22 protein-coding genes are annotated in these 22933 nt (G+C 72.7%); 13 read left to right on the plus strand and 9 right to left on the minus strand.

Annotated features, from left to right (window positions below; genetic code table 11):
- Nucleotides 1-49 precede the first annotated feature (49 nt).
- Entirely contained in the window at nt 50-1213 is a 1164-nt protein-coding gene (locus tag ACFYZL_RS33635) for a hypothetical protein (protein ID WP_388684277.1), read from the minus strand.
- 260 nt (nt 1214-1473) lie between these two features.
- On the opposite strand from ACFYZL_RS33635, the gene ACFYZL_RS33640 reads away from it, so the two are divergent.
- Genes ACFYZL_RS33640 through ACFYZL_RS33650 form a run of 3 tightly spaced genes read left to right on the plus strand, consistent with a single transcriptional unit; the run spans nt 1474 to nt 4771 of the window.
- Entirely contained in the window at nt 1474-2478 is a 1005-nt protein-coding gene (locus tag ACFYZL_RS33640) for an NADPH:quinone oxidoreductase family protein (protein ID WP_384746605.1), read from the plus strand.
- Nucleotides 2475-3674, plus strand: a complete 1200-nt coding sequence (locus tag ACFYZL_RS33645) for an acyl-CoA dehydrogenase family protein (RefSeq protein ID WP_384746607.1) — start codon at nt 2475-2477, stop codon at nt 3672-3674. The genes ACFYZL_RS33640 and ACFYZL_RS33645 overlap by 4 nt, the downstream gene beginning before the upstream one ends.
- Complete coding sequence (locus tag ACFYZL_RS33650; RefSeq protein WP_384746609.1) at nt 3671-4771, plus strand: acyl-CoA dehydrogenase family protein; 1101 nt, start codon at nt 3671-3673, stop codon at nt 4769-4771. The genes ACFYZL_RS33645 and ACFYZL_RS33650 overlap by 4 nt, the downstream gene beginning before the upstream one ends.
- A 9-nt stretch (nt 4772-4780) precedes the next feature.
- Here ACFYZL_RS33650 and ACFYZL_RS33655 read toward each other — a convergent pair whose 3' ends face one another.
- Both ACFYZL_RS33655 and ACFYZL_RS33660 read right to left on the minus strand, forming a co-directional pair.
- The gene (locus ACFYZL_RS33655) at nt 4781-5803 is read right to left on the minus strand and encodes a CU044_5270 family protein (RefSeq protein ID WP_388684282.1); all 1023 of its coding nucleotides are present in this window, start codon (nt 5801-5803) and stop codon (nt 4781-4783) included.
- Entirely contained in the window at nt 5800-6363 is a 564-nt protein-coding gene (locus ACFYZL_RS33660; RefSeq protein WP_384746613.1) for an RNA polymerase sigma factor, read from the minus strand. Before ACFYZL_RS33660 ends, ACFYZL_RS33655 begins: the two co-directional genes overlap by 4 nt.
- A gap of 229 nt (nt 6364-6592) precedes the next feature.
- Here ACFYZL_RS33660 and ACFYZL_RS33665 point away from each other — a divergent pair, with 229 nt between their 5' ends.
- From ACFYZL_RS33665 to ACFYZL_RS33675, 3 genes are read left to right on the plus strand one after another with little or no spacing between them, the layout of a single operon-like run.
- Nucleotides 6593-7123: a GNAT family N-acetyltransferase gene (locus ACFYZL_RS33665; RefSeq protein WP_384746615.1), complete on the plus strand. Its 531-nt coding sequence runs from the start codon at nt 6593-6595 to the stop codon at nt 7121-7123.
- A 59-nt stretch (nt 7124-7182) separates the two neighbouring features.
- Nucleotides 7183-7551 carry a tyrosinase family oxidase copper chaperone gene (locus tag ACFYZL_RS33670; RefSeq protein ID WP_384746617.1) on the plus strand — a complete coding sequence of 123 codons (369 nt, stop codon included), beginning with the start codon at nt 7183-7185 and terminating at the stop codon, nt 7549-7551.
- 29 nt (nt 7552-7580) lie between these two features.
- Entirely contained in the window at nt 7581-8444 is an 864-nt protein-coding gene (locus ACFYZL_RS33675; protein ID WP_384746619.1) for a tyrosinase family protein, read from the plus strand.
- Between the two features lie 129 nt (nt 8445-8573).
- On the opposite strand, the gene ACFYZL_RS33680 is transcribed toward ACFYZL_RS33675, so the two are convergent.
- Together ACFYZL_RS33680 and ACFYZL_RS33685 are read right to left on the minus strand one after the other, a co-directional pair.
- Nucleotides 8574-8858: a chaplin gene (locus ACFYZL_RS33680; RefSeq protein ID WP_384579191.1), complete on the minus strand. Its 285-nt coding sequence runs from the start codon at nt 8856-8858 to the stop codon at nt 8574-8576.
- A gap of 96 nt (nt 8859-8954) precedes the next feature.
- Nucleotides 8955-9284, minus strand: a complete 330-nt coding sequence (locus tag ACFYZL_RS33685) for a hypothetical protein (RefSeq protein ID WP_388684287.1) — start codon at nt 9282-9284, stop codon at nt 8955-8957.
- Nucleotides 9285-9385: 101 nt separating this feature from the next.
- On the opposite strand from ACFYZL_RS33685, the gene ACFYZL_RS33690 reads away from it, so the two are divergent.
- On the plus strand, nt 9386-10852 hold the full coding sequence (locus ACFYZL_RS33690; protein WP_388684290.1) for a carboxylesterase/lipase family protein: 1467 nt from the start codon (nt 9386-9388) through the stop codon (nt 10850-10852).
- Here ACFYZL_RS33690 and ACFYZL_RS33695 read toward each other — a convergent pair.
- Nucleotides 10830-12137 carry an alpha/beta hydrolase gene (locus tag ACFYZL_RS33695; RefSeq protein ID WP_384746625.1) on the minus strand — a complete coding sequence of 436 codons (1308 nt, stop codon included), beginning with the start codon at nt 12135-12137 and terminating at the stop codon, nt 10830-10832. The genes ACFYZL_RS33690 and ACFYZL_RS33695 overlap by 23 nt on opposite strands.
- A gap of 276 nt (nt 12138-12413) precedes the next feature.
- Here ACFYZL_RS33695 and ACFYZL_RS33700 point away from each other — a divergent pair, with 276 nt between their 5' ends.
- The 3 genes from ACFYZL_RS33700 (at nt 12414) to ACFYZL_RS33710 (ending at nt 15657) form a co-directional block, all read left to right on the plus strand.
- Complete coding sequence (locus tag ACFYZL_RS33700; RefSeq protein ID WP_384746627.1) at nt 12414-13295, plus strand: alkaline phosphatase family protein; 882 nt, start codon at nt 12414-12416, stop codon at nt 13293-13295.
- Between the two features lie 2 nt (nt 13296-13297).
- Nucleotides 13298-14563 carry an MFS transporter gene (locus tag ACFYZL_RS33705; RefSeq protein ID WP_388684293.1) on the plus strand — a complete coding sequence of 422 codons (1266 nt, stop codon included), beginning with the start codon at nt 13298-13300 and terminating at the stop codon, nt 14561-14563.
- A 65-nt stretch (nt 14564-14628) separates the two neighbouring features.
- Nucleotides 14629-15657: a TolB family protein gene (locus ACFYZL_RS33710; RefSeq protein WP_384746671.1), complete on the plus strand. Its 1029-nt coding sequence runs from the start codon at nt 14629-14631 to the stop codon at nt 15655-15657.
- Nucleotides 15658-15687: 30 nt separating this feature from the next.
- Here the strand turns inward: ACFYZL_RS33710 and ACFYZL_RS33715 are convergent, their stop codons facing one another.
- Nucleotides 15688-16374, minus strand: a complete 687-nt coding sequence (locus tag ACFYZL_RS33715; protein ID WP_384746631.1) for a GNAT family N-acetyltransferase — start codon at nt 16372-16374, stop codon at nt 15688-15690.
- Between the two features lie 140 nt (nt 16375-16514).
- On the opposite strand from ACFYZL_RS33715, the gene ACFYZL_RS33720 reads away from it, so the two are divergent.
- From ACFYZL_RS33720 to ACFYZL_RS33730, 3 genes are all read left to right on the plus strand, one after another.
- Complete coding sequence (locus ACFYZL_RS33720; RefSeq protein ID WP_384746633.1) at nt 16515-17315, plus strand: alpha/beta fold hydrolase; 801 nt, start codon at nt 16515-16517, stop codon at nt 17313-17315.
- Between the two features lie 66 nt (nt 17316-17381).
- Nucleotides 17382-18629 carry an MFS transporter gene (locus ACFYZL_RS33725; protein WP_384746635.1) on the plus strand — a complete coding sequence of 416 codons (1248 nt, stop codon included), beginning with the start codon at nt 17382-17384 and terminating at the stop codon, nt 18627-18629.
- A 12-nt stretch (nt 18630-18641) separates the two neighbouring features.
- Nucleotides 18642-19310: a (2Fe-2S)-binding protein gene (locus tag ACFYZL_RS33730; RefSeq protein WP_388684298.1), complete on the plus strand. Its 669-nt coding sequence runs from the start codon at nt 18642-18644 to the stop codon at nt 19308-19310.
- A 101-nt stretch (nt 19311-19411) separates the two neighbouring features.
- Here ACFYZL_RS33730 and ACFYZL_RS33735 read toward each other — a convergent pair whose 3' ends face one another.
- The gene (locus ACFYZL_RS33735) at nt 19412-21184 is read right to left on the minus strand and encodes a S8 family serine peptidase (protein ID WP_384746639.1); all 1773 of its coding nucleotides are present in this window, start codon (nt 21182-21184) and stop codon (nt 19412-19414) included.
- Nucleotides 21185-21459: 275 nt separating this feature from the next.
- Complete coding sequence (locus ACFYZL_RS33740) at nt 21460-22848, minus strand: cation:dicarboxylate symporter family transporter (protein WP_384746641.1); 1389 nt, start codon at nt 22846-22848, stop codon at nt 21460-21462.
- Between the last annotated feature and the right edge of the window lie 85 nt (nt 22849-22933).

Consider the following 22933-nt stretch of genomic DNA (forward strand, 5'->3'; position numbering starts at 1 on the left):
CGCCCATCGATAGCGTGCGGGCGCCGAGATCACCATGCCGCCGACCGGATCAGCTGCGCGGTGCGTACGCCTGCCCGCTCGCGCAGTTCCAGATCACGGCACCGCCCGCCCGGGTGTTCCGGTCGACGACGCTGCCTCCGACCCGGTCGTCGTCGGTGGCGGCGAAGGCGCGGGTGAGCGGCACGTCGCCCGGGGCGCCCGCCGGGGCGGGCAGCGCCAGCGGGGCCCCCTTGCCGGGCCAGTAGACGGCCTGGAAGTGGCTGGGCCAACTCTCCTCGAAGGTCGTGGCCGTGCCGACGGCCACGTTCGTGGTCGGGCTGCTGCCCGAGAGCTCCAGGTGCCCGTGGCCGGCCAGCCGGCCCGGGTCGGTGGGCAGGGCGTCGTACGGCTTCTTCCAGACCGCCGGGGTCAGCCTCGGGTCGTTGCGGTAGTAGTAGTCCTCCACGCCGACGACCCGGCCGCGGTCGTCGATGTCCCGACCGATGGTGGCGAAGGACCGGTGGTAGCCGTTCCACACCTGGAGGCTGTACGGCGGGTAGCCGCCCCCGGCGGGCCAGACCACCGGGAAGGTCTTGGTGACCTCGATGTCGTTGGCGGCGTCGAAGTAGGAGCCGCTGGCCGTGCCGACGATGTCGCCCCGCTTGTTGATGCCGGTCAGCGCGACGATGCTGCTGCCCGGGATCGCGTCGTCGGGAACCGGCAGCTCCCGCACGACCTTGCCGTTCACCCACTCCTTGGCGACGCCCCGGTCCACGGCCACGACCCGGCCCGACGGGTTGACGTCGACGTCCGCGGAGCTCCCCGTGGCGGGCGTCGTGAGCGCCTCGGAGGTGGCGGCGCCCTGCTGGTGGGTGAAGGCGGCCCGGGCGCCGTCGGAGTCCCGGATGGCCGTCCCCACCATCAGGCCCGTCGCGCTGACGGCCTTGACGCCGCCCCGGTCGAAGCCGGCGGGCAGCGGAACGGCGTGGACCGTGTGTTCGGCGCCCGTCCAGTACGCGGGCAGGCCACCGCTCTCGCCGACCGCGAGCAGGCCTGCGCCGAAGCCCGACACGGTGCCCCCGCTCAGCCCCGGCAGCGCGGGCAGGAGCTGGACGGACGGCATGCACGCGGTCGTCCCGGCCGCCGTGGCCGGTGCGGCGCCGGTGATCAGTCCCGCGAGGACGACGGCGGCCCCCGCGGCGGCCGTGGCGCTCCTGCTGCTGATGGCGTTCACTGTTGGTATCCCCCTGATGGTGCGTCGTGCGTGTCATATGCCCTGTGGCATCTGCCTGTTGATCTACGGGGCCATGCTGCACGACGGTGGGCCGTGAACACAGTCCTCCGCGGGAACCGTCGCGCGCGGGGCCGCCGTCAACGTGGAGCGGCACCTTCCCCCGGGTGCGCCGATGGGTTCACAGAATGGCAAGCGACCGCTTAGTATGCGGCGCGGAGCGTGATTCTCGACGCATTCTCGACGGCGGCTGGAGGCCCCGGATGCAGGCATGGCGCGTACACACCCCCGGCGAACCGATCGAGGCCATGCGCCTCGAAGAGGTTCCCGAGCCGGTGCCCGGTGAGGGCGAGGTGAGGCTCCGGGTGCTCGCCGCCAACGTCAACTTCCCCGACGCGCTGCTCGCCCGCGGGCAGTACCAGATCCGCCCGCCGCTGCCCTTCACCCCCGGCGTCGAGGTCTGCGCCGAGACCGAGGACGGCCGCCGCGTCATCGCCAACCCGAGCCTCCCGCACGGCGGTTTCGCCGAGTACGTCACCGCGCCCGCCCGCGCCCTGCTCCCCGCGCCGGAGAGCCTCGACGACGCCGAGGCCGCCGCCCTGCACATCGGCTACCAGACCGGCTGGTTCGGGCTCCACCGCCGCGCCCGGCTCCAGCGCGGCGAGACCCTGCTCGTGCACGCCGCCGCCGGCGGGGTCGGCAGCGCCGCCGTCCAGCTCGGCAAGGCCGCCGGGGCCACCGTCATCGGCGTCGTCGGCGGCAAGGCCAAGGCACGCACCGCCGAGGAACTCGGCTGCGACCTGGTCATCGACCGCACGGCCGAGGACCTGGTGGGCCGGGTGAAGGAGTTCACCGGCGGCCGCGGCGCCGACGTGGTCTACGACCCGGTCGGCGGGGACGCCTACACGGCCTCCGCCAAATGCGTGGCGTTCGAAGGTCGGATCGTCGTCGTGGGCTTCGCGAGCGGCACCATCCCCACCCCCGCCCTCAACCACGCGCTGGTCAAGAACTACACGATCCTCGGCCTGCACTGGGGGCTCTACGCCGCCAAGGAGCCGGCGGCCATCCTGGCCTGCCACACCGAACTCACCCGCCTCGCCGCCGAGGGCGCCGTCACACCGCTGGTCAGCGAGCGCCTCCCGCTGTCGGCGGCCGCCGACGCCGTGCAGCGGGTGGCCGACGGGACCACCACCGGCCGGCTGGTCGTCGTACCGGCCCAGGCCCCGGCCGACGCTCCGGCCCCGGCCCGGGACGGAGCGGCCCGATGACCCGCCCCACCGTGACCGCCGAGGAACTGTCCGCCCGCGTACGGGACCTGCTCGCGGCCCACCCGCCGGCCGACACCGCCCGCGAAGACTTCCTGCACGCCCGCTTCGACGCCGGACTCGCCTGGGTCCACTACCCCGAGGGCCTCGGCGGACTCGGCGCGCCCCGCACCCTCCAGGCCGCCGTCGACGCCGAACTGGAAGCCGCGGGAGCCCCCGACAACGACCCCCGCCGGATCGGCATCGGCCTCGGCATGGCCGCCCCGACGATCCTCGCCTACGGCACCGAGGAGCAGAAGCGCCGCTTCCTGCGGCCCCTGTGGGCCGGCGAGGAGGTCTGGTGCCAGCTCTTCAGCGAGCCCGGGGCCGGCTCCGACCTGGCCGCGCTCGCCACCCGCGCCGTCCTCGACCACGCCTCGGGGGAGTGGGTCGTCGACGGCCAGAAGGTGTGGACCTCCAGCGCCCACACGGCCCGCTGGGGCATCCTCATCGCCCGCACCGACACCGCCCTCCCCAAGCACCAGGGCATCACCTACTTCCTGTGCGACATGCACGCCCCCGGCGTCGAGGTCCGGCCGCTGCGCCAGATCACCGGCGAGGCCGAGTTCAACGAGGTCTTCCTGACCGGCGTCCGCATCCCCGACGCGCACCGCCTCGGAGCCGTCGGCGAGGGCTGGGCCGTCGCCCGCACCACCCTGATGAACGAACGCGTCTCCATCGGCGGCATGCGCATCCCGCGCGAGGGCGGCATGATCGGCCCCGTCGCCGCCACCTGGCGCGAGCGCCCAGAACTGCGCACCCACGCCCTCCACCAGCGACTGCTGGAACTGTGGGTGGAGGCCGAGGTCGCCCGCCTCACCGGCGAGCGGCTGCGCCAGCAGCTCGCCGCGGGGCAGCCCGGCCCCGAGGGCTCCGGCATGAAGCTCACCTTCGCCCGCCTCAACCAGGAGATCAGCGGCCTGGAGGTCGAACTCCTCGCCGAGGAGGGCCTGTCGTACGACGACTGGACCATGCGGCGGCCCGAGGGCGTCGACTTCACCGGCCGCGAGGCCGGCTACCGCTACCTGCGCGCCAAGGGCAACAGCATCGAGGGCGGCACCAGCGAAATCCTCCTCAACATCGTCGCCGAACGCGTCCTCGGGCTGCCCCCCGAGCCGCGCGACGACAAGGACCTCCCGTGGAAGGACCTGGCCCGATGACCCGCGACCTGCTCTACTCCGAGACGGAGGAGGAACTCCGCTCCGCCGTGCGGTCCCTGCTGGCCGACCGCTGCGACAGCGCGACGGTCCTCGCCCGCGCCGAGACCGGCAGGCCGCACGACCCGGCCCTGTGGGAGACCCTCGCCGCCGGGATCGGAGCCGCCGGTCTCCTCGTGCCCGAGAAGCTCGGCGGTCAGGGCGCGTGCCACCGCGAGGCGGCCGTCGTCCTGGAGGAGCTGGGCCGCGCGGTGGCGCCCCTCCCGTACCTGACGAGCTCGGTGCTCGCCACCGAGATCCTGCTGGGCTGCGACACCCCGGAAGCCGCCGACCTGCTGCGGGAGCTGGCCTCGGGCAGCCGGGTCTGCGTGCCGGCCGTACCGCTGACGCTCGCCCCCGGCTCGCCGCTGCCGGCCGCCGTCCGGGACTCCGGCGGCGGGACCCTGAGCGGCGCGGTCACCTCCGTCGCCGACGCGGTGGCCGCCGACGTGCTGCTGGTCCTCGCCGACACCGGGCTGTACGCCGTCCCCGCGGCCTCCGCCGAGCTGACGGGCCAGGTCCCGCTGGACCTGACCCGCCCCCTCGCCACCGTCACCCTCGACCGGGCCGCCGGCACCCGGCTCGCCGATCCCGCCACCGCCCGGGCGGCGGTCGCCGGAGCCCTGCTCTCCGGGGCCGGACTGCTGGCCTCCGAGCAGCTCGGTATCGCCGAGTGGTGCCTGACGGAAACCGTCGGGTACCTGCGCACCCGGCACCAGTTCAACCGCCCCGTCGGCTCCTTCCAGGCCGTCAAGCACCGCCTCGCCCGGCTCTGGCTCGACGTGGCCTCGGCCCGCGCGGCGGCCAGGGCAGCGGCCGACGCCCTGGCCACCGGGGCCCCCGACGCCCCGCTCGCGGTGGCCGTCGCCCAGTCGTACTGCTCGGGCGTGGCCGTCCGAGCGGCCGAGGAGTGCGTCCAGCTCCACGGAGGCATCGGCATGACCTGGGAACACCCGGCCCACCTCTACCTCAAGCGCGCCAAGGCCGACGCCCTGGCCCTCGGCACCACCGGCCACCACCGGGGCCTGGTCGCCGACTTCGCGGAGCTCCCGGCGCCGTAGGCGGTGGGCCTACCAGAGGGGCACCCTCGGCCTGGCGGACGACAGCCCCGTCAGCTCCGAAGGCTGCTCCCGGTACGGTGGCACGCTCTGCGCGGGGCCGGAGGACAGGACCGTCACCCGCCCGGCGATCTTGCCGGCGTATTCGCCTTCGACGTAGGTGACGGTCTTCTCCAGCAGCCCGCCCGTCCGGGAGTCGATGGTCAGCCGGACGCGCGTGCGGGCGTTGTCGACCTCGACGGCCGTTCCGTCACGCCCCTCGCTGTCCTTCACCGGTCCGACCAGGCGCAGTCCGGGCGTGTCCGCGAGGGCCTCGTACACCGCGGCCCGCTGCCGCGGTCCGAGGGGCGCGTCCTGGAGCAGGCCCTCCAGGCCGAGGCGGTAGAAGACGTCCCCGAACATCTCGAAGCCGGGGGTCTTCCTGTACGACTGCGCCAGCAGCGCCTTCAGGGCCGAGGGGTCCTCGGGCAGGGCCTTCACCTGCTCCCAGGTGAAGCCCTCGAACTGCCCCGGCACTTCCAGCCACCTGATCTGCGTCAAGGGGGTCCTGAAGACCTCGCCGTCGCCGTTCCGGCGGAACAGGCCGTCGCTTCCCACCCACGAACGCTCGTCGTAGACCTGCGGAGGGTCCGTGTACGGGGACCCCATCGTCACCCAGGCACGGGTCACCGTGTGAACCTCCCGGTACGGCGCGTCCGCCGCGGGGGACTTCGCCTCCGTCGCCGCGACCTGCCGCAGGAAGCCGGCGGCACTGGCGGTGGCCGGGGGCGGGGATCCCTTCAGGCCGGCGACCGGGTAGACGCTCACGCCCGCCACGATGGCGGCGATCGCCGCGGCGGACACCAGGAGCCTGCGGGTCCGCGTCCGGCGCGGGGCGACGACGGTCACGGGGGCGCTGTCCTCGGCCGCGGCGGCCGCCCGTACGGCCAGCAGAGCGGCCTCCACGACCCGCGGGGCGGGCACGGCGACCTCGCCCGCCTTGCGCAGCCGGTCGGCGTCGGGGAAGTCCAGGAAATCCGTCGTGATGTCCGTCATGCCATCTCTCCCGACAGGTGAAGGGGGTTGAGGGTGCCGAGGGCGTCCCGCAAGCGGCCGCGGGCGCGATGGAGCCGGGAGCGGGCCGTTCCGGCCGGGATGCCGACCACGTCGGCCGCCTCGGTGGGGGTGAGCTGCTCCCAGGCGACGAGCAGCAGCAGATCCCGCTCCACGGCCGGAAGCCCGGCCAGGGTGTCGCGCAGCTGCGGCGCCAGGGCCGCCGCGTCCAGCCGCTGGTCGACGGCGTGCCAGGGGTCGCTGCGGTCCGGCTCGTGCCGGTGCGCGTCGGGACGCTCCTGGGCGAGCCGCCGCCAGTGTCCGGCGAGCACGTTCCTGGCCACACCGAACAGCCACGCCCTGGCCGTGCCCCGGCCGGCGTCGAAACCGGCGCGCCCCGCGAAGGCCTGGAGCCACACCTCGGCCAGCAGGTCGTCCGCCGCGTCGGGCGCCCTCCGCGCCAGATAGCCGTGCAGGCCGGCCGACAGCCGTACGACCAGTGTCTCGAATGCCTCCGTGTCCCGGCGGGATCTGGTCAGCAGTTCTTCGTCGTCCGCGTCCACACGCGTTCCCCTCCCCGGCCGCCCGTCGCAGCGGCCTCACCCCGTACTTGTCGCCTTCTCGCGAGAGCGTTCGCGGCCCGCTCGACGCGCCCGCCCGCCGGACCGTGAGCGCGCCCCCCGGTGCCCCCCCGCGGTGCCCCCGGTGTCCCGCGGACGGGGCCGCGGTCCTCCCGCGTCGCGCACGTGCCCCGCCCGCGACGCGCTCCCGGCCCCTCCCTATGCTCGCCGCATGACCGCCGCGATCACCCCGCTGTCCGCCACCGGCCTCCGGGCCCACCGCGACGAACTCGCCGCCCTGCTGGTCGACGTCGTCGCCTCCGGCTCCTCGCTCGGGTTCCTCGCCGGCCTCGACCACGAGGGCGCCGCCGCCTGGTGGGACTCCCTGCTGCCCGCCGTCGAGGAGGGTTCCCTGGCGCTGTGGGTCTCCCGCGGCGGTGCCAAAGGCCCCATCGACGGCACCGTCAGCTGGTACCGCGAGGCCAAGCCCAACGGCCGCCACCGCGCCGAGCTGCGCAAACTGATGGTCCACCCCGGCGCCCGCGGCCGGGGCACCGCCCTCGCCCTGCTCGCCGAGGCCGAGGCGGCCGCCGCCCGCGCCGGGGTGGTGCTGCTGTTCCTCGACACCGAGACCGGCAGCGGTGCCGAGAAGGTCTACCTCCGGGCGGGCTGGACCGAGGTCGGCACCATCCCCGACTACGCCACCGACCCGGCGGGCCGGTTGCACCCCACCACCCTCTTCTACAAGCACCCCCAAGGGTGACCTCGCCCGCCGAGCGGCGTTAGACCCGTAGCCGCCGGCCACCGAGCGAGGGAGACCGTATGTTGTCCGCAGCAACCGCCGCCGCACCACTGACCCGCCGCGCGGTCCTCCGTACGGCGTTCACCGCGACGGTGCTCGCCGGTACGGCCGCCGCCCTGGCCCCCGTACTGCGCGCGCGCCGCCCCCGCCAGACGCTGACGCCGGCGCCCCTCGTCGAGGAGACGTACCGGGGCCGGCACATCGCCGTCGACCTCGCCGGGGTGCGCATCGACGGCCGTCCGCTGCACGTCATGCGGCGCGCCGACGGCAGTTACCTCAGCGGGATCAACCACTTCCAGTCCTACGAGACGCCCCTGGAAGTGGCCCGCGCCGCCGTCGACGAACTGGGCACGACCCAACTGGCGTTCGCGGCCCCGCACCACGGCTGACACCCACGGGAAAGGGGAGGAGCCCCGCGTTGTACACCCGGCAGAACCAGAAGAACCTGACCAGCGCCCAGAAGAAGCGGTTCACGGCGGCCGTGTTGGAGCTGAAGCGCGACGGGACCTACGACTCCTTCGTGCGCACCCACGACAAGTACTTCGTGCCCGACCGCGACCGCAAGCTCCGCGTCGGGCACATGTCGCCGTCGTTCTTCCCCTGGCACCGGCTCTACCTGCTGCAGTTCGAGAAGGAGTTGCAGCGCGTGGACCCCGGGGTCTCGATCCCCTACTGGGACTGGACCACCGACAACAGCCCGGTCTCCTCCCTCTGGGCCGACGACTTCCTCGGCGGCACCGGCCGGGAGAGCGACCGCAAGGTGATGACCGGACCGTTCGCCTACGACAAGGGCAACTGGACGGTGACCGTCGGCATCACGGAGTCCGCCTTCCTCACCCGCAACCTCGGCCGCCCGCAGAACCCGATCAGCCTGCCCACCCCCGCGGAACTCCAGTGGGCGATCGACGACCCGACGTACGACTCGTCGCCCTGGGACTCCACGGCTTCCGGCGGCAGCTTCCGCAACCGGCTGGAGGGGTGGGCCGCGCCCAAGAGCGAGCGCTGGCGCAACCACAACAAGGTCCACCAGTGGATCGGCGGTCACATGACGGGCGGCACCGCCCCCAACGACCCGGCGTTCTGGTTGCACCACTCCTTCGTGGACCTGATCTGGGACCGCTGGCAGCAGAAGCACCCCGACTCCGGCTACCTGCCGGCCGCGCCCCTTCCCTACGAGGACTTCCAGCGGGGCCGCGTCATCGCCCTCGACGAGCCGATGCCGCCCTGGAACGTCACCCCGCGGGAGGCGTTCGGCCACCGGGGCGTCTACCGCTACGAATGACCCGTACGAATCCATACGGATCCGGTTCGCGCATCCGGTGCGAACGACCGTCCCTGCCGGGACGTGCAAAGGGCCCCCGCCGTTCGGCGGGGGCCCTTTCGGTGATCAGCCGATCAGGAGATCAGGCGATCAGTGGCCGTAGTCCCCACCCTCGGTGTGGTGGTCGCCGCCGCCCGAGGCGTTGACGCAGGTGTTGCCGAACGCCGGGTTGAGCAGCGCGATCACGTTGACCGTGTTGCCGCAGACGTTGACGGGGACGTGGACGGGAACCTGGAGCACGTTGCCCGACAGGACACCGGGGGAGCCGACCGCCGCACCGTGCGCTCCGGCATCGGCGACAGCCAGACCCGCACCGGCGGTGACGGCGCTACCGGCCACAGCGGTGATGGCGAATGCCTTCGCGATACGCGACATCAAAGATCTCCTCGTGAGATATGGGGAGCCACAGAATCTGCGGCATTTGACATGGCATACAACGCGGAGAGGGCCGAGGGGTCACGGCCCCTGCGCCTACCCGGTGACGGCGAAGGCCACGGACGCGAAGTACGGCCGCACCCGGGTGACGGCGCCCGGCCCCAGCACCTCGACCACCCGACCCTTGCAGCCGGGGTCCCGGTAGAAGGTCGCGGTGGCCGCGGTCCTGTTGGAGACCGCGCGACCGCCGCCGCCCTCCGCCGCCACGCAGCCCTTCGGCGCGGTGAGCCCGTGGGGCCGGTGGTCCTGGCCGACGTACTGGAAGTCCGGCTCCGCCGCGGCCGCGGTCGAGCCGCCGAGGACGGCCGGCCCGGTGGCGGCCAGCAGCAGGACGGGCAGAATGTGGTGGATACGCAGGGATCGCATACCGCGTCCAACCGGGCCGGGCCCCGACGCGGTCACGCCTTGTCACCCGTCGGAGGGCTGTGCGACCGTGCGCGGAGCACTGGCGACAGCTGGAGGACGAGATGAGCGCACCCGGTGACGACGGCCGGGCGAGGCCCCGGGTCCGGACCGGCTCCGGCCGGGTCGAGGGCCGGATCGACGCCCACGGGAGCGCCGTCTTCCGGGGCGTCCCCTACGCCGCCCCGCCCGTCGGCGCCCTGCGCTTCGCGGCTCCCGTGCCCCCGGTCGCCTGGGAGGGCGTACGGGACTGCGGGGCCTTCGGGCCCACCGCGCCCAAGGTGCCCTACGAGCACACCTTCGCGGCCCTGCTGCCCGATCCGCAGATCCCCGGAGACGACTGTCTGACCGTCAACGTGTGGACCCCCGACCCGGCGCCCGCGGCCCGGCTGCCCGTCATGGTGTGGCTGCACGGCGGAGCGCACACCCGCGGCTCCTCGGCCGTGCCCGTCTACGACGGCGCCGCCTTCGCGCGCGACGGGGTCGTGCTCGTCTCCTGCAACTTCCGCCTCGGGGTCCTCGGCTACGGACTCTTCCCCGACGCCCCCGCCAACCGGGGCCTGCTCGACCAGATCGCCGCCCTGGAATGGGTCCGCGACAACATCGCGGCCTTCGGCGGCGACCCCGCCCGCGTCACGGTCTTCGGCGAGTCCGCCGGGGCCATCAGCATCGGCGCCCTCCTCGCCGCCCCGCGCGCCGCCGGACTCTTCGCCCGGGCGGTCCTGCAGAGCGGGGCCCCCGGTGTGCTGCCGCGCGACAAGGTCCGCGCCATGGTGCGCAGGATGGCCTCCCTGCTCAAGGTGAAGGCCACCGCGCAGGCGTTCGCCGACACCCCGCTGCCCGACCTCCTCGCCGCCCAGGCGGCCGTGCTCCACAAGTCGAGCCCCCTGGTCGGCGGCCCCGCCTTCGGCCTGGTGACCGACCCGAACACGCTCCCCGAGGACCCCCTCGAAGCCGCCGTCCGCAGCGAGGTGCCGCTGCTGCTGGGTTGGACCACCGAGGAGTACCGGCTCTGGCTCGCCCCCACCGGCGCGATGCGGCTCCTGGACCGGCTCGGCCCGCTCGCCCTGTGGCTGGCCCGCTTCCGCAGCGGCAAGGACCGCGCCGACGTACGGGCGCTGCGCGCCGCCCTGCCCGGGGCGAGCCCCGCCGAGCTCGCGGGGCAGTTGCTCACGGACAGCCTGCTGCGCGACCCGCTGCGCACGCTCGCCGGGGCCCGGCGGGCCGCGCCGAGTCACCTGTACGAATTCGCCTGGCCGTCCGGCGTACCGGGCCTGGGGGCCTGCCACGCCCTGGAGCTGGGTTTCGTGTTCGACACCCTCGGCGTGCCGGAGGCCTCGTGGCTGGCCGGCCCCGACACCCCGCAGGCGCTCGCCGACGAGATGCACTCCGCGTGGGTGCGCTTCGCGGTGACCGGGGACCCGGGCTGGGCGCCCTGGGACGGCAACGGCCCGCCGAGGACGTTCGGCGGGCCGGAGACGAAGGAGGAACGGGTGGAGGAGCCGCGGGCTATTCGACGGGTCCTTCCATGACCTTGCTGATGAACTGGATCGGCCCCATGCCCATGTTCGGGACGTAGGTCTTGGCGTTGTGCTGGCCGCCGGGGATGACCCTCAGCTCGGTGTGGATCGGCCCCTTGTTGCCGTAGGTGGCGATGAACTTCTGCACGTCCGGCAGGGTCTTCTTGTTGTTCTCGTTGTCGCCGACCTGGAAGGCGATGTAGACGTCCGGCCCGGTCTTCTTGTCGATCATGGCCTTCGCCAGGAGCTCCGGGTTGTTCTCGGCCTTCTCCTTGTCGTGGCCCTTCCACAGCGAGGAGTCGGGGACGATGTCCGGGCCGGAGCAGATCGCGGCCTTGAACTTGTCCGGGTGCTTGAGCACGGCCTTCAGGCTCGCGAAGCCGCCGGTGGAGGAGCCCATGTAGGCCCAGCCGTCACGCGACTTGACGGTGCGGAAGTTCGCCTTCATCAGGTCCGGGACGTCCTCGGTCAGCCACGTGCCCATCTTCGGCTGGTCGGGGATGTCGGAGCCGTCCCAGTAGATGCCCTTGTCGTCGGGGCCCGGGTTCAGCACCGGCATGGCGAGGATGAACGGCTTGCTCTTGCCCTCCGCGTACCACTTGCTGATGCTGGTCTGCAGCCCCAGGTCGGTGCCCATCCAGTAGTTGTTCGGGTAGCCGGCGCCGCCGGGCAGGGCGATCATGACCGGGAAGCCGCTCTTGGCGAACTTCGGGTCGTTGTACTCCTTGGGCGCCCAGACCCAGACCTTGCCCTTGAAGCCGGACTTCTTGCCGTCCAGCGTGGTGACGGCGACGTGCGTGCCGTCGGCCAGGGTCATCGAGTTCTTGAACTCGGCGGCCGGACCGGTGGGCATCAGCATCTTGGAGTTCGGCGGCGGCTGCCCGGCGTCCTTCTTCTTGCCGTCGCCGCCCGCGGGCTGCCCGAAGGACACATCGGAGCCCTTGTCGGTGAACGGCGGTATTTCGAAGTGGTTCATCACCAGCGCCGCGATGCCGGCGAGCGCGAGCACGGAGGCACCCGCGATCACCCAGCGACGCACCCGCGACTTGCGCGGCGGGGGCTCCGGGTCGTAGCCGTACTGGTCCCCGTACTGCTGGTCGTACTGCGGCTGTTGACCGTACGGCTGCTGCTGTTCGTACGGGGCCTGCGGCTGCCCGCCGTACGGACCCTGCCCCGGCCGGCCGGGGGCCTGCTGCCCCGCGTGGGGCCCGCCGTACTGGTCCCCGTAGGGCGGCTGGGGGCCCTGCCCCTGCGGCCTGTACGGCTGGAACTGCTGCCCGTCGGGTGAGTACGACATGTGCGGTGGCTCTCCGGCTGATGCTGCCCCCGAGGGGGCGGTGTGGTCTGGCGGCTGGTCCCGTCCGTTCGGAAGATGAACGAATACTTGTCCGGGTTCCGCATTTTTACTTCTCTTGGGGTTTTCTGGGTGAGGCCATTACCCGGCGCCTGAAGGGCCGGTGGAGTTCGGGTTCTGTTCGCCAAGTATCCCTGGCCAGTGCACATGCCCCTGGGTATGGTGCCTCCGCGCCGCCGTCCGAACCCTCATTCCGCCCGGAGGTACCCCGTGTTTGGCATGCCCCTGCCAGGCTCTCGTCGTAAGACCGCCCTCGCCACCGCATTCGGCCTCAGCGTCGCGGGCGTGGCCCTGTGGGCGGGCATCGGCGCCGTCCAGCCCGCCCACGCCGCGGGCCTGCCCGCGCCCGACCACGTCGTGGTCGTGGTCTTCGAGAACCACGCCTACGACCAGGTCATCGGCAGCTCCAGCGCGCCGTACATCAACTCGCTGAGGAGCGGCGGTGCCAACCTGACGCAGTCGTACGGCATCACCCACCCGAGCCAGCCCAACTACCTCCAGCTCTTCTCGGGCTCCAACCAGGGCGTCACCGGCGACAGCTGTTACACGCCCGGCTTCAGCTCCGCGCCGAACCTGGCCTCCGAGCTGATCGCCGCGGGCAAGAGCTGGGGCAGCTACAACGAGGGCCTGCCCAGCGCGGGCTCCACCACGTGCAGCAGCGGCAAGTACGCCCGCAAGCACAACCCCTGGTTCGCCTTCTCCAACGTGCCCACCAGCACCGCGAAGACGATGACCCAGTTCCCGACGGACTTCAACACCCTGCCCAAGGTGTCCTTCGTCGTCCCGGACCTGTGCAACGACATGCACGACTGCTCCGTCGGCACCGGCGACACCTGGCTCAAGAACAAGATCAAGCCCTACGCGGACTGGGCCAAGACGCACAACAGCCTGCTCGTCGTCACCTTCGACGAGGACAACCGGCTCGCGGGGAACAAGATCCCCACCGTGCTCTACGGCCAGCCCGTCACCCCCGGCAGCACGTCGAGCACCACCTACAACCACTACGACATGCTGCGCACCCTCGAGGGCCTGGCCGGTCTGACCACCCACGCCGGGAACGCCGCCACCGCCAAGGACATCACGGGGATCTGGGCTTCCTGACCATGTACGTTGCGGACAGCCGCGGGACCCCCGCGCCCGCCGTGACCCCCGAGCCGCAGGCCGCCGCCCCGGGCACCCACCCGGGGCGGCGCGCCGCCCTCGCCCCCACGGTCCTCGCCCTCGGCACGGTCAGCCTGATCACCGACGTCTCCTCCGAGATGGTCACGGCCGTGCTCCCGCTCTACCTCGTCGCCGGCCTCGGGCTCTCCCCGCTCGGCTTCGGACTGCTCGACGGCCTCTACAACGGGGTCGGTGCCCTGGTCCGGCTCACCGGAGGCCACCTCGGCGACCGCCTCGGCCGCCACAAGGCCCTCGCCGGCATCGGCTACGGCCTCTCCGCGCTCTGCAAGCCGCTGCTCCTGCTCGCCCACACCCTGCCCGCGATCGGCGCCGTCCTGGCCCTCGACCGCACCGGCAAGGGCCTGCGCACCGCCCCGCGCGACGCCCTGATCTCCCTCGCGGCCGCCCCCGAGGACCGCGGCCGGGCCTTCGGCGTGCACCGCGCCATGGACACCGCCGGCGCGCTCATCGGCCCGATCCTCGCCTTCCTCATCCTGCGCGGCGCGGCCGACGGCTACGACGCCGTGTTCACCGTCAGCGCCTGCGTGGCCGCCCTCGGCGTCCTCGTCCTGGTCCTGTTCGTCCCCGGCCGGCGGACCGCACCGGCCGCCGACGCCGAACCCGTCTCGCTGCGCGCCGCCGTCGGGCTGCTGCGCCGACGCGACCTGCGCCGGATCGGCCTCTGCGCACTGGTCCTGGGTCTGTTCACCGTCAGCGACGCCTTCGTCTTCCTGCTGCTCCAGCGCGCCACCGGAATCGCCGACCGCTGGTTCGCACTGCTGCCCCTCGGCACCGCCGCCGCGTTCTTCCTGCTCGCGCTGCCCCTGGGGCGGCTCGCCGACCGGATCGGCCGGGGCCGCGTCTTCGTCGGCGGCCACCTCGCCCTGCTGCTCGCCTACGGACTGCTCCTGCTCGGCGGGTCGGGCGGGTGGCTGCCGTACGCGGTGCTCCTGCTGCACGGCGGCTTCTACGCGGCGACCGACGGCGTGCTGATGGCGGCGGCCGCCGGAGCCGTCCCCGAGGAGCACCGCGGCGCCGGTCTGGCCCTCGTCCAGACCGGCCAGGCCCTCGCCCGGTTCGCCGCGTCCCTCGGCTTCGGCGCCGCCTGGACGGTCTGGGGCGCCCGCCCCGCCCTGACCGTGGCCGCCGCGCTGCTCGCCGTGGCCGTCTGCGTGTCCGTACGGCTGCTGCCCGCGGGCGACGACTGACGCGGCCGCTCCCGAAACCCCCCCCGAAGCCGCCCCGAAAGGCCCCCATGCCACCGATGCCCCCCTTGTCCCTCCGCCACCGGATCCTGATCCTGGCCGCCGTCGTGTCCGTGCTGGCCGTGGTCGCGGGGCTGTCCTTCCTGCGGGCCGCCGACCGCGCGGAGCAGAAGAACCAGGTTCAGGCGGGCGGTCCCGAGATCACCCGGGGTGAGCTCTCGCTGACCCCGGGCGACGGCGGCCCGCGGATCGTCTTCCGCAACATGGCGTGGGGCCCGCACCGCGACGAACTCGCCTCCGTCCCCGTCTCCGCGCCCGAGGGGGCCCGTACCGCCTCCGGAGTGAGCTGCCTGCGCTTCCACTCCGCGGCGGGCACCGGCATCTGCCTCCAGGCGGTCAAGGGCGGGGTCCAGGACGGCTACCGGGCCGTCGTGCTCGACGCCCACCTGAAGGAGGTCTCCGCGCACCCGCTGGCCGGCATCCCCACCCGCGCCCGGGTCTCGCCCGGCGGGCACCTCGCCGCGTGGACCGTCTTCGTCGGCGGGGATTCGTACGCCGGTACGAACTTCTCGACGCGGACCTCGGTCCTCGACCTGCGCACGGGCCGGTACGACGCCTCCCTGGAGGACTTCACGATCCTCAAGGACGGCAAGGAGTACCGGAACGCCGACGTCAACTTCTGGGGGGTCACCTTCACCGCCGACGAGCAGGCGTTCTACGCGACCATGGCCACCGGTGGCAAGACCCACCTGGTCCGCGGGGACCTGACCGCACGTACGGTGACCACCCTGCGCGAGAACGTGGAGTGCCCGTCGCTGGCACCCGACGGCAGGCGACTGGTCTTCAAGAAGCGGGTGGAGGGCCTGCCGGCCGAGGCCCCGTGGCGGCTCTACGCCCTGGACCTGGCCTCCGGGGCGGAGACCCCGCTCGCCGAGGAGCGCAGCGTGGACGACCAGGTCGTGTGGCTGGACGAGCGGACCGTCGCCTACTCGCTGCCCGGGGACTTCGGGGCCGACCTGTACACGGTGCCCGCGGACGGGAGCGGCGCCCCGGCCCGGCTCATGGCGTCGGCCCTCGCCCCCGCCTTCCTCGGGTGAGGAGGGCGGGGGCGGGAGACCGCAGGACCGTTACGCCGGGACGAGCGTCTTGCGCCTGCGCCTGCGCGGGGCCTTCGCCGAGAGCCTCAGCTCGATGATCGACCGGACGGCCGGCCACTCCTCGTCGAGGATCGAGTAGAAGGCGGTGCTGCGGACCGCGCCGTCGAGGCCCCGGGAATGGGCCCGGCGGACCCCTTCACAGGTGAAGCCGAGACGCTCCATCGCGGCCCGCGAGCGGAGGTTGCGGGCGTCCGCGCGCAGTGAGATGCGTCGCACCCCCCAGGTCTCGAAGGCATGGCGGAGCATGAGCAGCTTCGCCTCGGTGTTGATGCCGGTGCCCTGGGCGCCCGGGGACAGCCAGGTGTTGCCGATCTCGGCGGCATCGGGGACGGCCGTCGCCGGATCACCGAACGGGACACCCGGCACCGCGGGCCACACCAGCGGACCCTGCCAGTAGTCCAGTTCCAGGAACCGGGTGGAACCGACAACCAGGCCGTCCGCGGCTCTGACCACCGCGAACGGGAGCGACCGGCCCGCCGCCTGATCGGCGAGGGCGCGTTCGATGTACTCGTGGGACGCCTGCACCCCATGGGGTACGGGGGTGAAGGCGTAAGTCGTACGATCCTCGGCCCCGGCCAGGGCCAGAGCCTCGGTGTGGTGGGGGGCGAGGGGCTCGAGCCGCACGGAGCGGCCGGCGAGGAGTACGGGTACGGGCACGGAGCCTTCGGTCCTTCTGGGCGGTGGGGTGGTTGCACAGTGTGCGTCTCTGACGTCGCCCCCCGTGCAAAACACGGGTGAAAGGCAACGGGCTGTCAGGTGAACGCGAGTGGCTCAATGTAGCTCCTTAAAGTCCTCTCATGAACCCCCAATTTGGCAATGGCGTGAACGTCTTTTTCGATGACTTGGGTCCCCGGGCCGGAGCGCCCGTAATCCTGATCCACGGACATCCGTTCAACCGCACGATGTGGGCGCCCCAGACAGCCGCGCTGACGGCCGCCGGCTACCGGGTGATCACCCCTGACCTGCGAGGATACGGAGAAAGTCCCGTCGTTCCCGGCAAGGCGCTCCTGGCCGACCACGCGGACGACCTCGCCGCCCTGCTCGCCCGCCTCGGCATCGAACAAGTGGTCGTCGGTGGTGTGTCCATGGGCGGGCAGATCGCCATGGAGTTGCGGCTGCGCCACCCGGGTGTGGTACGGGCCCTCGTGCTCTGCGACACATCGATGGAACCGGAGACCGAGGACGGCAAGAGGTACCGCCGGGAGCTCGCGGAACGGCTCCTCGCGGAGGGCATGAAGGGGTACGCGGAAGAGGTCATCGACAAGATGCTGGCGCCTTACAACGTGACCGGCATGCCCGAGGCGGCCGCCCGGGTGAGCGCCATGATGTGCGCGACCGACCCCGAGGGCGCGGCCGCCGCCCTGCGCGGGCGGGCCGAGCGCCCCGACTACCGTCCGGTCCTCGCCGGGACCTCGGAGCCCTGCCTGCTGCTGGTCGGCGCGGACGACGTCTACACCCCGGTCGCCGACGCCGAGGCCATGCACGCCCTGATGCCGCACTCGGTGCTCACGGTCGTCGACGGGGCCGGGCACCTGCCCGGGGTGGAGCGGCCGGAGGCCGTCAACCGGGCGCTTTTGGAGTTCCTCGCGGCCCTGTGAGTGGCCCAAGATCCCGAGCCTTGAATGGCTCTCCCTTGCGGGCCATCCGGCTGATGGAATGACGGGGTGACGCTACGGATCCTGCCCCCGCCCGGGGCGCCGCGACGGCTCGCCGCGGCCCAGTTGAGCAACTCCGTCGGTGACGGCGCCTACTACGTGTGTTCGGCCCTGTACTTCACCCGCGTGGTCGGTCTCTCGCCCGCGCAGATCGGCCTCGGGTTGACCGTCGCGTGGGCCGTGGGCTCCGTCGCCGGCGTCCCTCTGGGGGCGCTCGCCGACCGGCGCGGCCCCCGGGGCACCTCGGCGCTGCTGGCGGCCGCCACCGCGGCCTCGGTGCTCTCCTTCCTCTTCATCCGGTCCTTCTGGGCCTTCCTGGCGGCCGTGGTCGTCTACGCCACCGCCCAGTGCGGCCTCGGCGCCGCCCGCCAGGCGCTCCTCGCGGGAGTGGTCCCCGCGGAGCAGCGGACGGGGGTGCTGGCCCACCTCCAGTCGATGCTCAACGGCGGGCTGGCCCTGGGCGCGGCCCTGGGCGGCCTGGCCCTGGGCGCGGACACCGAACGGGCCTACCTCGCGGTCTTCGTCCTGGACGCGGTGGGCTTCCTCGGCTGCGCCGCCGTACTGCTGACGCTGCCCGCGGTGGCCCCCGCACCCGGGCGGGCGGCCGGGGAACCCCGACTGGCCGTGCTCCGGGACCGCCCGTACGCGCTGGTCACGCTGCTGAACGCGGTCCTGCTGCTGAGAATGCCGCTGCTCAGCCTCGCCGTGCCGCTGTGGATCGTGCAGCGCACGCACGCCCCCGGTTGGCTTGTGTCGGCGCTGTTCGTGCTCAACACCGTCGCCGTGATGCTCTTCCAGGTGCGCGTGGCCCGGCCCGTGACCGACCTGGACAGCGCTCGGCGGGCGCTGCGGGTCTCGGGGCTGGTGATGGCCGTCTCGTGCGTCGTGTTCGCCCTCTCGGCACTGCCGGGGGCGGGCTGGGCGGCGGCCGGGCTGCTCGTGGCGGGCGCGGTGCTCCAGGTGGACGCCGAGATGCGGCAGTCCGCCGGGTCCTGGCAGATCGGCTTCTCCCTGGCGCCCGCCGACCGGATGGGCCAGTACCAGGGGTTCTTCGGCACCGGGGTCCCCGTCGCCCGCACCTTGGGGCCGCTGGTGCTGACCTCGCTCCTGCTGGTGTGGGGCATCCCGGGATGGCTGGTGCTCGGCGCCCTCCTGCTGGCCGCCTCGTACGGGATGGGCCCGGCCGTGCGCGCCGCCGAGGCCGCCCTCGGGCGGGCCGGCAGCCCACTCCCCGACCGACTGGGCAGCCGCGCCTGAGATCATCCGGGCATGGACGAGGTACTGCGCAGGCTCGCTTCCGTCGGGCCGTTCTTCACCGTGCCCCACGGGAGCCGGCCGCCCGGGGAGGGCTTCCGACCGCTCGGCGAGCTGTACGGCGAGCGGCTGGGGCCGTACGTCGCCGAGGTCGGGCGGCGGATCGGCAGCGGGCCCGGGCGGGTGGCCGCCTCGACCGCCCAGCTCGGCATCGCCTCGCGGCTGTGGTCCATCGGGCTCGGCTGCGCCGCCCTGGCCGGGAGGGTGCCGGACCTGGCCCCCGACCGGGTGTGGTGGCGGCTGCCGCCGGCGGGCTCGCTGGAGTTGTGGCTGCCCGAGCCGGGGGAGCTGCCGGCCGGCGCCCTCGGGGAGAACGTCCTCGGGAACCTCGCCGTGCTCGACGCGGGACTGCGGGAGCGGTTCGGGGTCTCGCCGAAGGTGCTGCGGGGCAACGCCGCTTCGGGACTGGTCGGAGCCCTGCGGGTACTGCTCGACCGGGTGCCGGGGGGCGCGGCCGTGGAGGTGGCCGGTGAACTGCTCGGCGAGGGCGGGGCGCTCGCCGGGACGGGCACCTTCGTCCACGAGGAGGGGCTCGGCGTGGCCTTCGTACGGCGCAGCTGCTGTCTGTACTACAAGGTGCCGGGCGGCGGGCTCTGCGGGGACTGCGTGCTGCGCACGAGGTAGCGCGGGCGCGCCGGAGCGGGCCATCGGGGAGCAGGGCTGCTCCCCGACGGCCCGCGGGGGGGGGTGCTGTGGAACCGGTGGGACCAGTGGTGCCGATGGGACTAGAAGGTCAGGTTCCAGGAGTCGATCTTGCCGGTGTCGCCGCCGGCGTTGTCGTTGACCCGCAGCTTCCAGGTGCCGTTGGCGACCTCCGAGGAGGCGTTCACGGTGTAGACCTGGTTGATGTTGTCGGTGCTGCCGCCGGCCCGGTTGTGGACCGTGTACACGGAGCCGTCGGGGGCGATCAGGTCGACCTTCAGGTCACCGATGTAGGTGTGCACGATGTTCACGCCCACCTTGAGGGTGGCCGGGGCGTTGCCCGTGACACCGCTGACGGCGATGGAGCTCTCCACGGTGGTGTTGTCGCCGATGGCGACGTCACCGGTGTTCTCGAAGTACTTGCCGGGGGGCGGGGTGGACCCGACCGCCTTCAGGGCGTCGACCTGGCCCTCTCCGAAGAACCCGTTGTTGGCCGTGGTGCCCTTGCACCGGCTGTCCGACGGGCAGGCGGTGTCGTTGGCCTGGGTGGCCAGCTTGTCGCGGATCTGGGCCGGCGTGATGCCCGGGTTGGTGCTGGCGATGAGCGCGGCCACACCGGTGACGTGCGGGCTGGCCATCGAGGTGCCGCTCATGGTGGCGTAGGTGCCGCCCGGCGCGGTCGAGTAGACGTTGCTGCCCGGCGCGGAGACGTCGATGACGCCCTGACCGAAGTTGGAGAACGACGCCTTGGTGGTGCCGGTGCCGTTCGCCGCGACCGTGACCACGCCCGGGAGTTCGGTCGGGATGTCCAGGCAGGCGTTGGTGATGGTGCGGGTGACCGGCGTCGAGTCGTTCGGGCTCTCGGTGTCGGTCGTCTTGTTGGCCAGGTCGATGTTGGAGTTGCCGGCCGCCGCGACCTGGAGCGAACCCTTGCCCTCCGCGTACTCCTGGGCGCGCTTGACGCCCTCGATGATCGCGGCCTGGTCGAGGTTGTCCGGGCAGTTGAACTGCCACGGGTCCGTGTAATAGCTGTTGTTGGTGACCTTGAAGCCGTGGTCACCGGCCCACATGAACCCGCAGACGGTGTTCTCGGCGAAGAAGAGCGAGGAGCCGGGCTCGGCGATGCGCACCGAGGAGATCTTCACGCCCGGGGCCACGCCGACGACGCCCTTGCCGTTCTTGGCGGCGGCGACCGTACCGGCCACGTGGGTGCCGTGGGTGCCGACGTCGCGCCAGGCGCCCGTACGGGTGTCCGGCTTGCCGTAGGCGCAGGAGACCGAGTCGGCCGCGTTGAAGTTCGGGGCCAGGTCCTGGTGCTGGTCGTCCACGCCGGTGTCCAGGATGCCGACCTTGACGGAGGGCGAGCCGGTGGTGACGGCCCAGGCCTGGTCGGCCTTGATCTGGGTCATGTCGACGCGGGCCGGCTCGCCCGCGGGCGTGGCGGCCTGCGCCGGGTTGGCGGGCAGCGCCGGGTCGTAGGCGTCGGCCGGCACGTCCGAGGTGCGGGTGGCACCCACCTTCTGGACCCCGCTCACGCCGCGCATGGTCGTGGCGAAGGTGCCGGAGGTGGTGTGGGCCAGGACCACGCCGATGGCGTCGTAGTACTGGAAGACCGTGCCGCCGTTGGCCGCGACGGCGTTGCGGACCGCGGTGGTGTCACCCGGAGCGGTGATCACGAGGTAGGCGCGGGTGCCGGCGGCCCAGGTCGCACTCTGGGAAGTCGGCGCCGCGGCCTTGGGCGCCGCGGATGCGGAGCCGGCCTTGACGGGAGAGCCGGAAGGCGAGACGGGGGCGGTGCCGGCGAGCGCGGCGGGGGCCCCGAAAGCGAGTGCGGCGCCGAGGGTGGCGGCCAGCACGAGAGTACGTCGAGGTCGGCTGGATATGTGGGGTATCAATGCGTCCTCCGATGACGCGATGGTGCTGGTGGCACCTATCGCGTCGTACGAAACGAGTGGTGGACGCAAGATGTCAGACGGATGCCCCGGTATGGAAGTACCTTTTACAGCACTACGGTTCGCACGCCGGTGGCTGAAATTCGTCTATTTCGAGCGGTGTCGGAAGATGACGGGGCCGACCGGGCTGGGCACCGTGGGGGCGAACCCTGCCCGGCCGGCCCGTACGGGCGTACCGGCTAGGCCGGAACGCCGTCCTTGGGGCCGCCCGCGGGCGGCGGCACCGCGGCCACCGGCTCCCCGGCCGGGTCGCCGTGGTCGGCGGGGGCCGTCACGTGCGCGTCGTCGATGAGCGTGCTCTCGTCGAAGGGCAGCCGTCCCGCGAGGACTTCACCGGCCCGTGCGCGGTCGAACTCCTTCGTCCACGTCCCGATGAGGACCGTCGCGACGGCGTTGCCCGCGAAGTTGGTCAGCGCCCGGGCCTCGCTCATGAACCGGTCGATGCCCACGATCAGGCCCACTCCGTCGACGAGTTCCGGCCGGTGCGACTGGAGCCCGCCCGCCAGCGTGGCCAGACCCGCGCCGGTGACCCCGGCCGCGCCCTTCGACGCGATGACCATGAAGAGCAGCAGCGAGATCTGCTCGCCCAGTGCGAGCGGCTTGCCCATCGCCTCGGCGATGAACAGCGAGGACATCGTCAGGTAGATCGCGGTCCCGTCCAGGTTGAAGGAGTACCCGGTCGGCACCGTGATCCCCGTGACGGGACGCGAGACCCCCAGGTGCTCCATCTTCGCGATGAGCCGCGGCAGCGCCGACTCCGACGAGGAGGTCGACAGGATCAGCAGGAACTCGCGGCCCAGGTAGCGCAGCAGGGCGAAGACGCTGACTCCCGTGCACACCCGCAGCAGCGTGCCGAGCACCACGAACACGAACAGCAGACAGGTCGTGTAGAAGCCGATCATGATGACGGCCAGGGATTTGAGCGCGTCCATGCCCGTCGCCCCGACCACCGCCGCGATCGCGCCGAAGGCACCCACCGGCGCCGCCCACATGATCATCGCGAGCACCCGGAACACCAGTTTCTGCACGTGCCCGATCCCGCGCAGCACCGGCTCGCCCGCGGAGCCCATGGCCTGCAGCGCGAACCCGCAGAGCAGCGCCACCAGCAGCGTCTGCAGCACCTGCCCGCCGGTGAAGGCGGACACCAGCGTGGTCGGGATGATCCCGAGCAGGAACTCCGGAGTGCTCTGCGCCCCGCCCGCCTTGGCCTGCGCCTCACCCGCGTGCTTCACGGCCTCGGTCAGGTGCAGCCCGCTGCCCGGTTCCAGGAGGTTGCCGACCAGCAGTCCGATCGCCAGCGCGACCGTGGACATCACCATGAAGTAGCCCAGGGCGAGCCCGCCCACCGCCCCCACCTTGGCGGCCTTGCGGACGGAACCGATGCCCAGCACGATCGTGCAGAAGATCACCGGCGAGATCATCATCTTGATGAGGTTGACGAAGCCGGTGCCCAGCGGCTTGAGCTCCACGGCCACGCCGGGCGCGGCGAAGCCGACGGCGATGCCGAGCAGCACCGCGGCGATCACCGCGATGTAGAGATAGTGCGTTCTGTCGCGCCTGGCGGCCACGATGCCTCCTGGTGGTGAAGTCGTTCCGGGAGACCATCGCCCAGCGCTGTGACCCCGGTCACCCTTGCGTTCATTGAGTTCACGA

The organism is Streptomyces sp. NPDC001717, assembly GCF_042892775.1.
Lineage (GTDB): Bacteria > Actinomycetota > Actinomycetes > Streptomycetales > Streptomycetaceae > Streptomyces.

What these genes read in the sequence shown, in the direction of transcription:
- ACFYZL_RS33640 (WP_384746605.1), top strand. Translation starts at nt 1,474, where the DNA reads ATGCAGGCATGGCGCGTACACACCCCCGGCGAACCGATCGAGGCCATG.
- ACFYZL_RS33645 (WP_384746607.1), top strand. Translation starts at nt 2,475, where the DNA reads ATGACCCGCCCCACCGTGACCGCCGAGGAACTGTCCGCCCGCGTACGG.
- ACFYZL_RS33650 (WP_384746609.1), top strand. Translation starts at nt 3,671, where the DNA reads ATGACCCGCGACCTGCTCTACTCCGAGACGGAGGAGGAACTCCGCTCC.
- ACFYZL_RS33655 (WP_388684282.1), bottom strand. Translation starts at nt 5,803, where the DNA reads ATGACGGACATCACGACGGATTTCCTGGACTTCCCCGACGCCGACCGG.
- ACFYZL_RS33665 (WP_384746615.1), top strand. Translation starts at nt 6,593, where the DNA reads ATGACCGCCGCGATCACCCCGCTGTCCGCCACCGGCCTCCGGGCCCAC.
- ACFYZL_RS33670 (WP_384746617.1), top strand. Translation starts at nt 7,183, where the DNA reads ATGTTGTCCGCAGCAACCGCCGCCGCACCACTGACCCGCCGCGCGGTC.
- ACFYZL_RS33680 (WP_384579191.1), bottom strand. Translation starts at nt 8,858, where the DNA reads ATGTCGCGTATCGCGAAGGCATTCGCCATCACCGCTGTGGCCGGTAGC.
- ACFYZL_RS33685 (WP_388684287.1), bottom strand. Translation starts at nt 9,284, where the DNA reads ATGCGATCCCTGCGTATCCACCACATTCTGCCCGTCCTGCTGCTGGCC.
- ACFYZL_RS33690 (WP_388684290.1), top strand. Translation starts at nt 9,386, where the DNA reads ATGAGCGCACCCGGTGACGACGGCCGGGCGAGGCCCCGGGTCCGGACC.
- ACFYZL_RS33695 (WP_384746625.1), bottom strand. Translation starts at nt 12,137, where the DNA reads ATGTCGTACTCACCCGACGGGCAGCAGTTCCAGCCGTACAGGCCGCAG.
- ACFYZL_RS33700 (WP_384746627.1), top strand. Translation starts at nt 12,414, where the DNA reads ATGCCCCTGCCAGGCTCTCGTCGTAAGACCGCCCTCGCCACCGCATTC.
- ACFYZL_RS33705 (WP_388684293.1), top strand. Translation starts at nt 13,298, where the DNA reads ATGTACGTTGCGGACAGCCGCGGGACCCCCGCGCCCGCCGTGACCCCC.
- ACFYZL_RS33720 (WP_384746633.1), top strand. Translation starts at nt 16,515, where the DNA reads ATGAACCCCCAATTTGGCAATGGCGTGAACGTCTTTTTCGATGACTTG.
- ACFYZL_RS33730 (WP_388684298.1), top strand. Translation starts at nt 18,642, where the DNA reads ATGGACGAGGTACTGCGCAGGCTCGCTTCCGTCGGGCCGTTCTTCACC.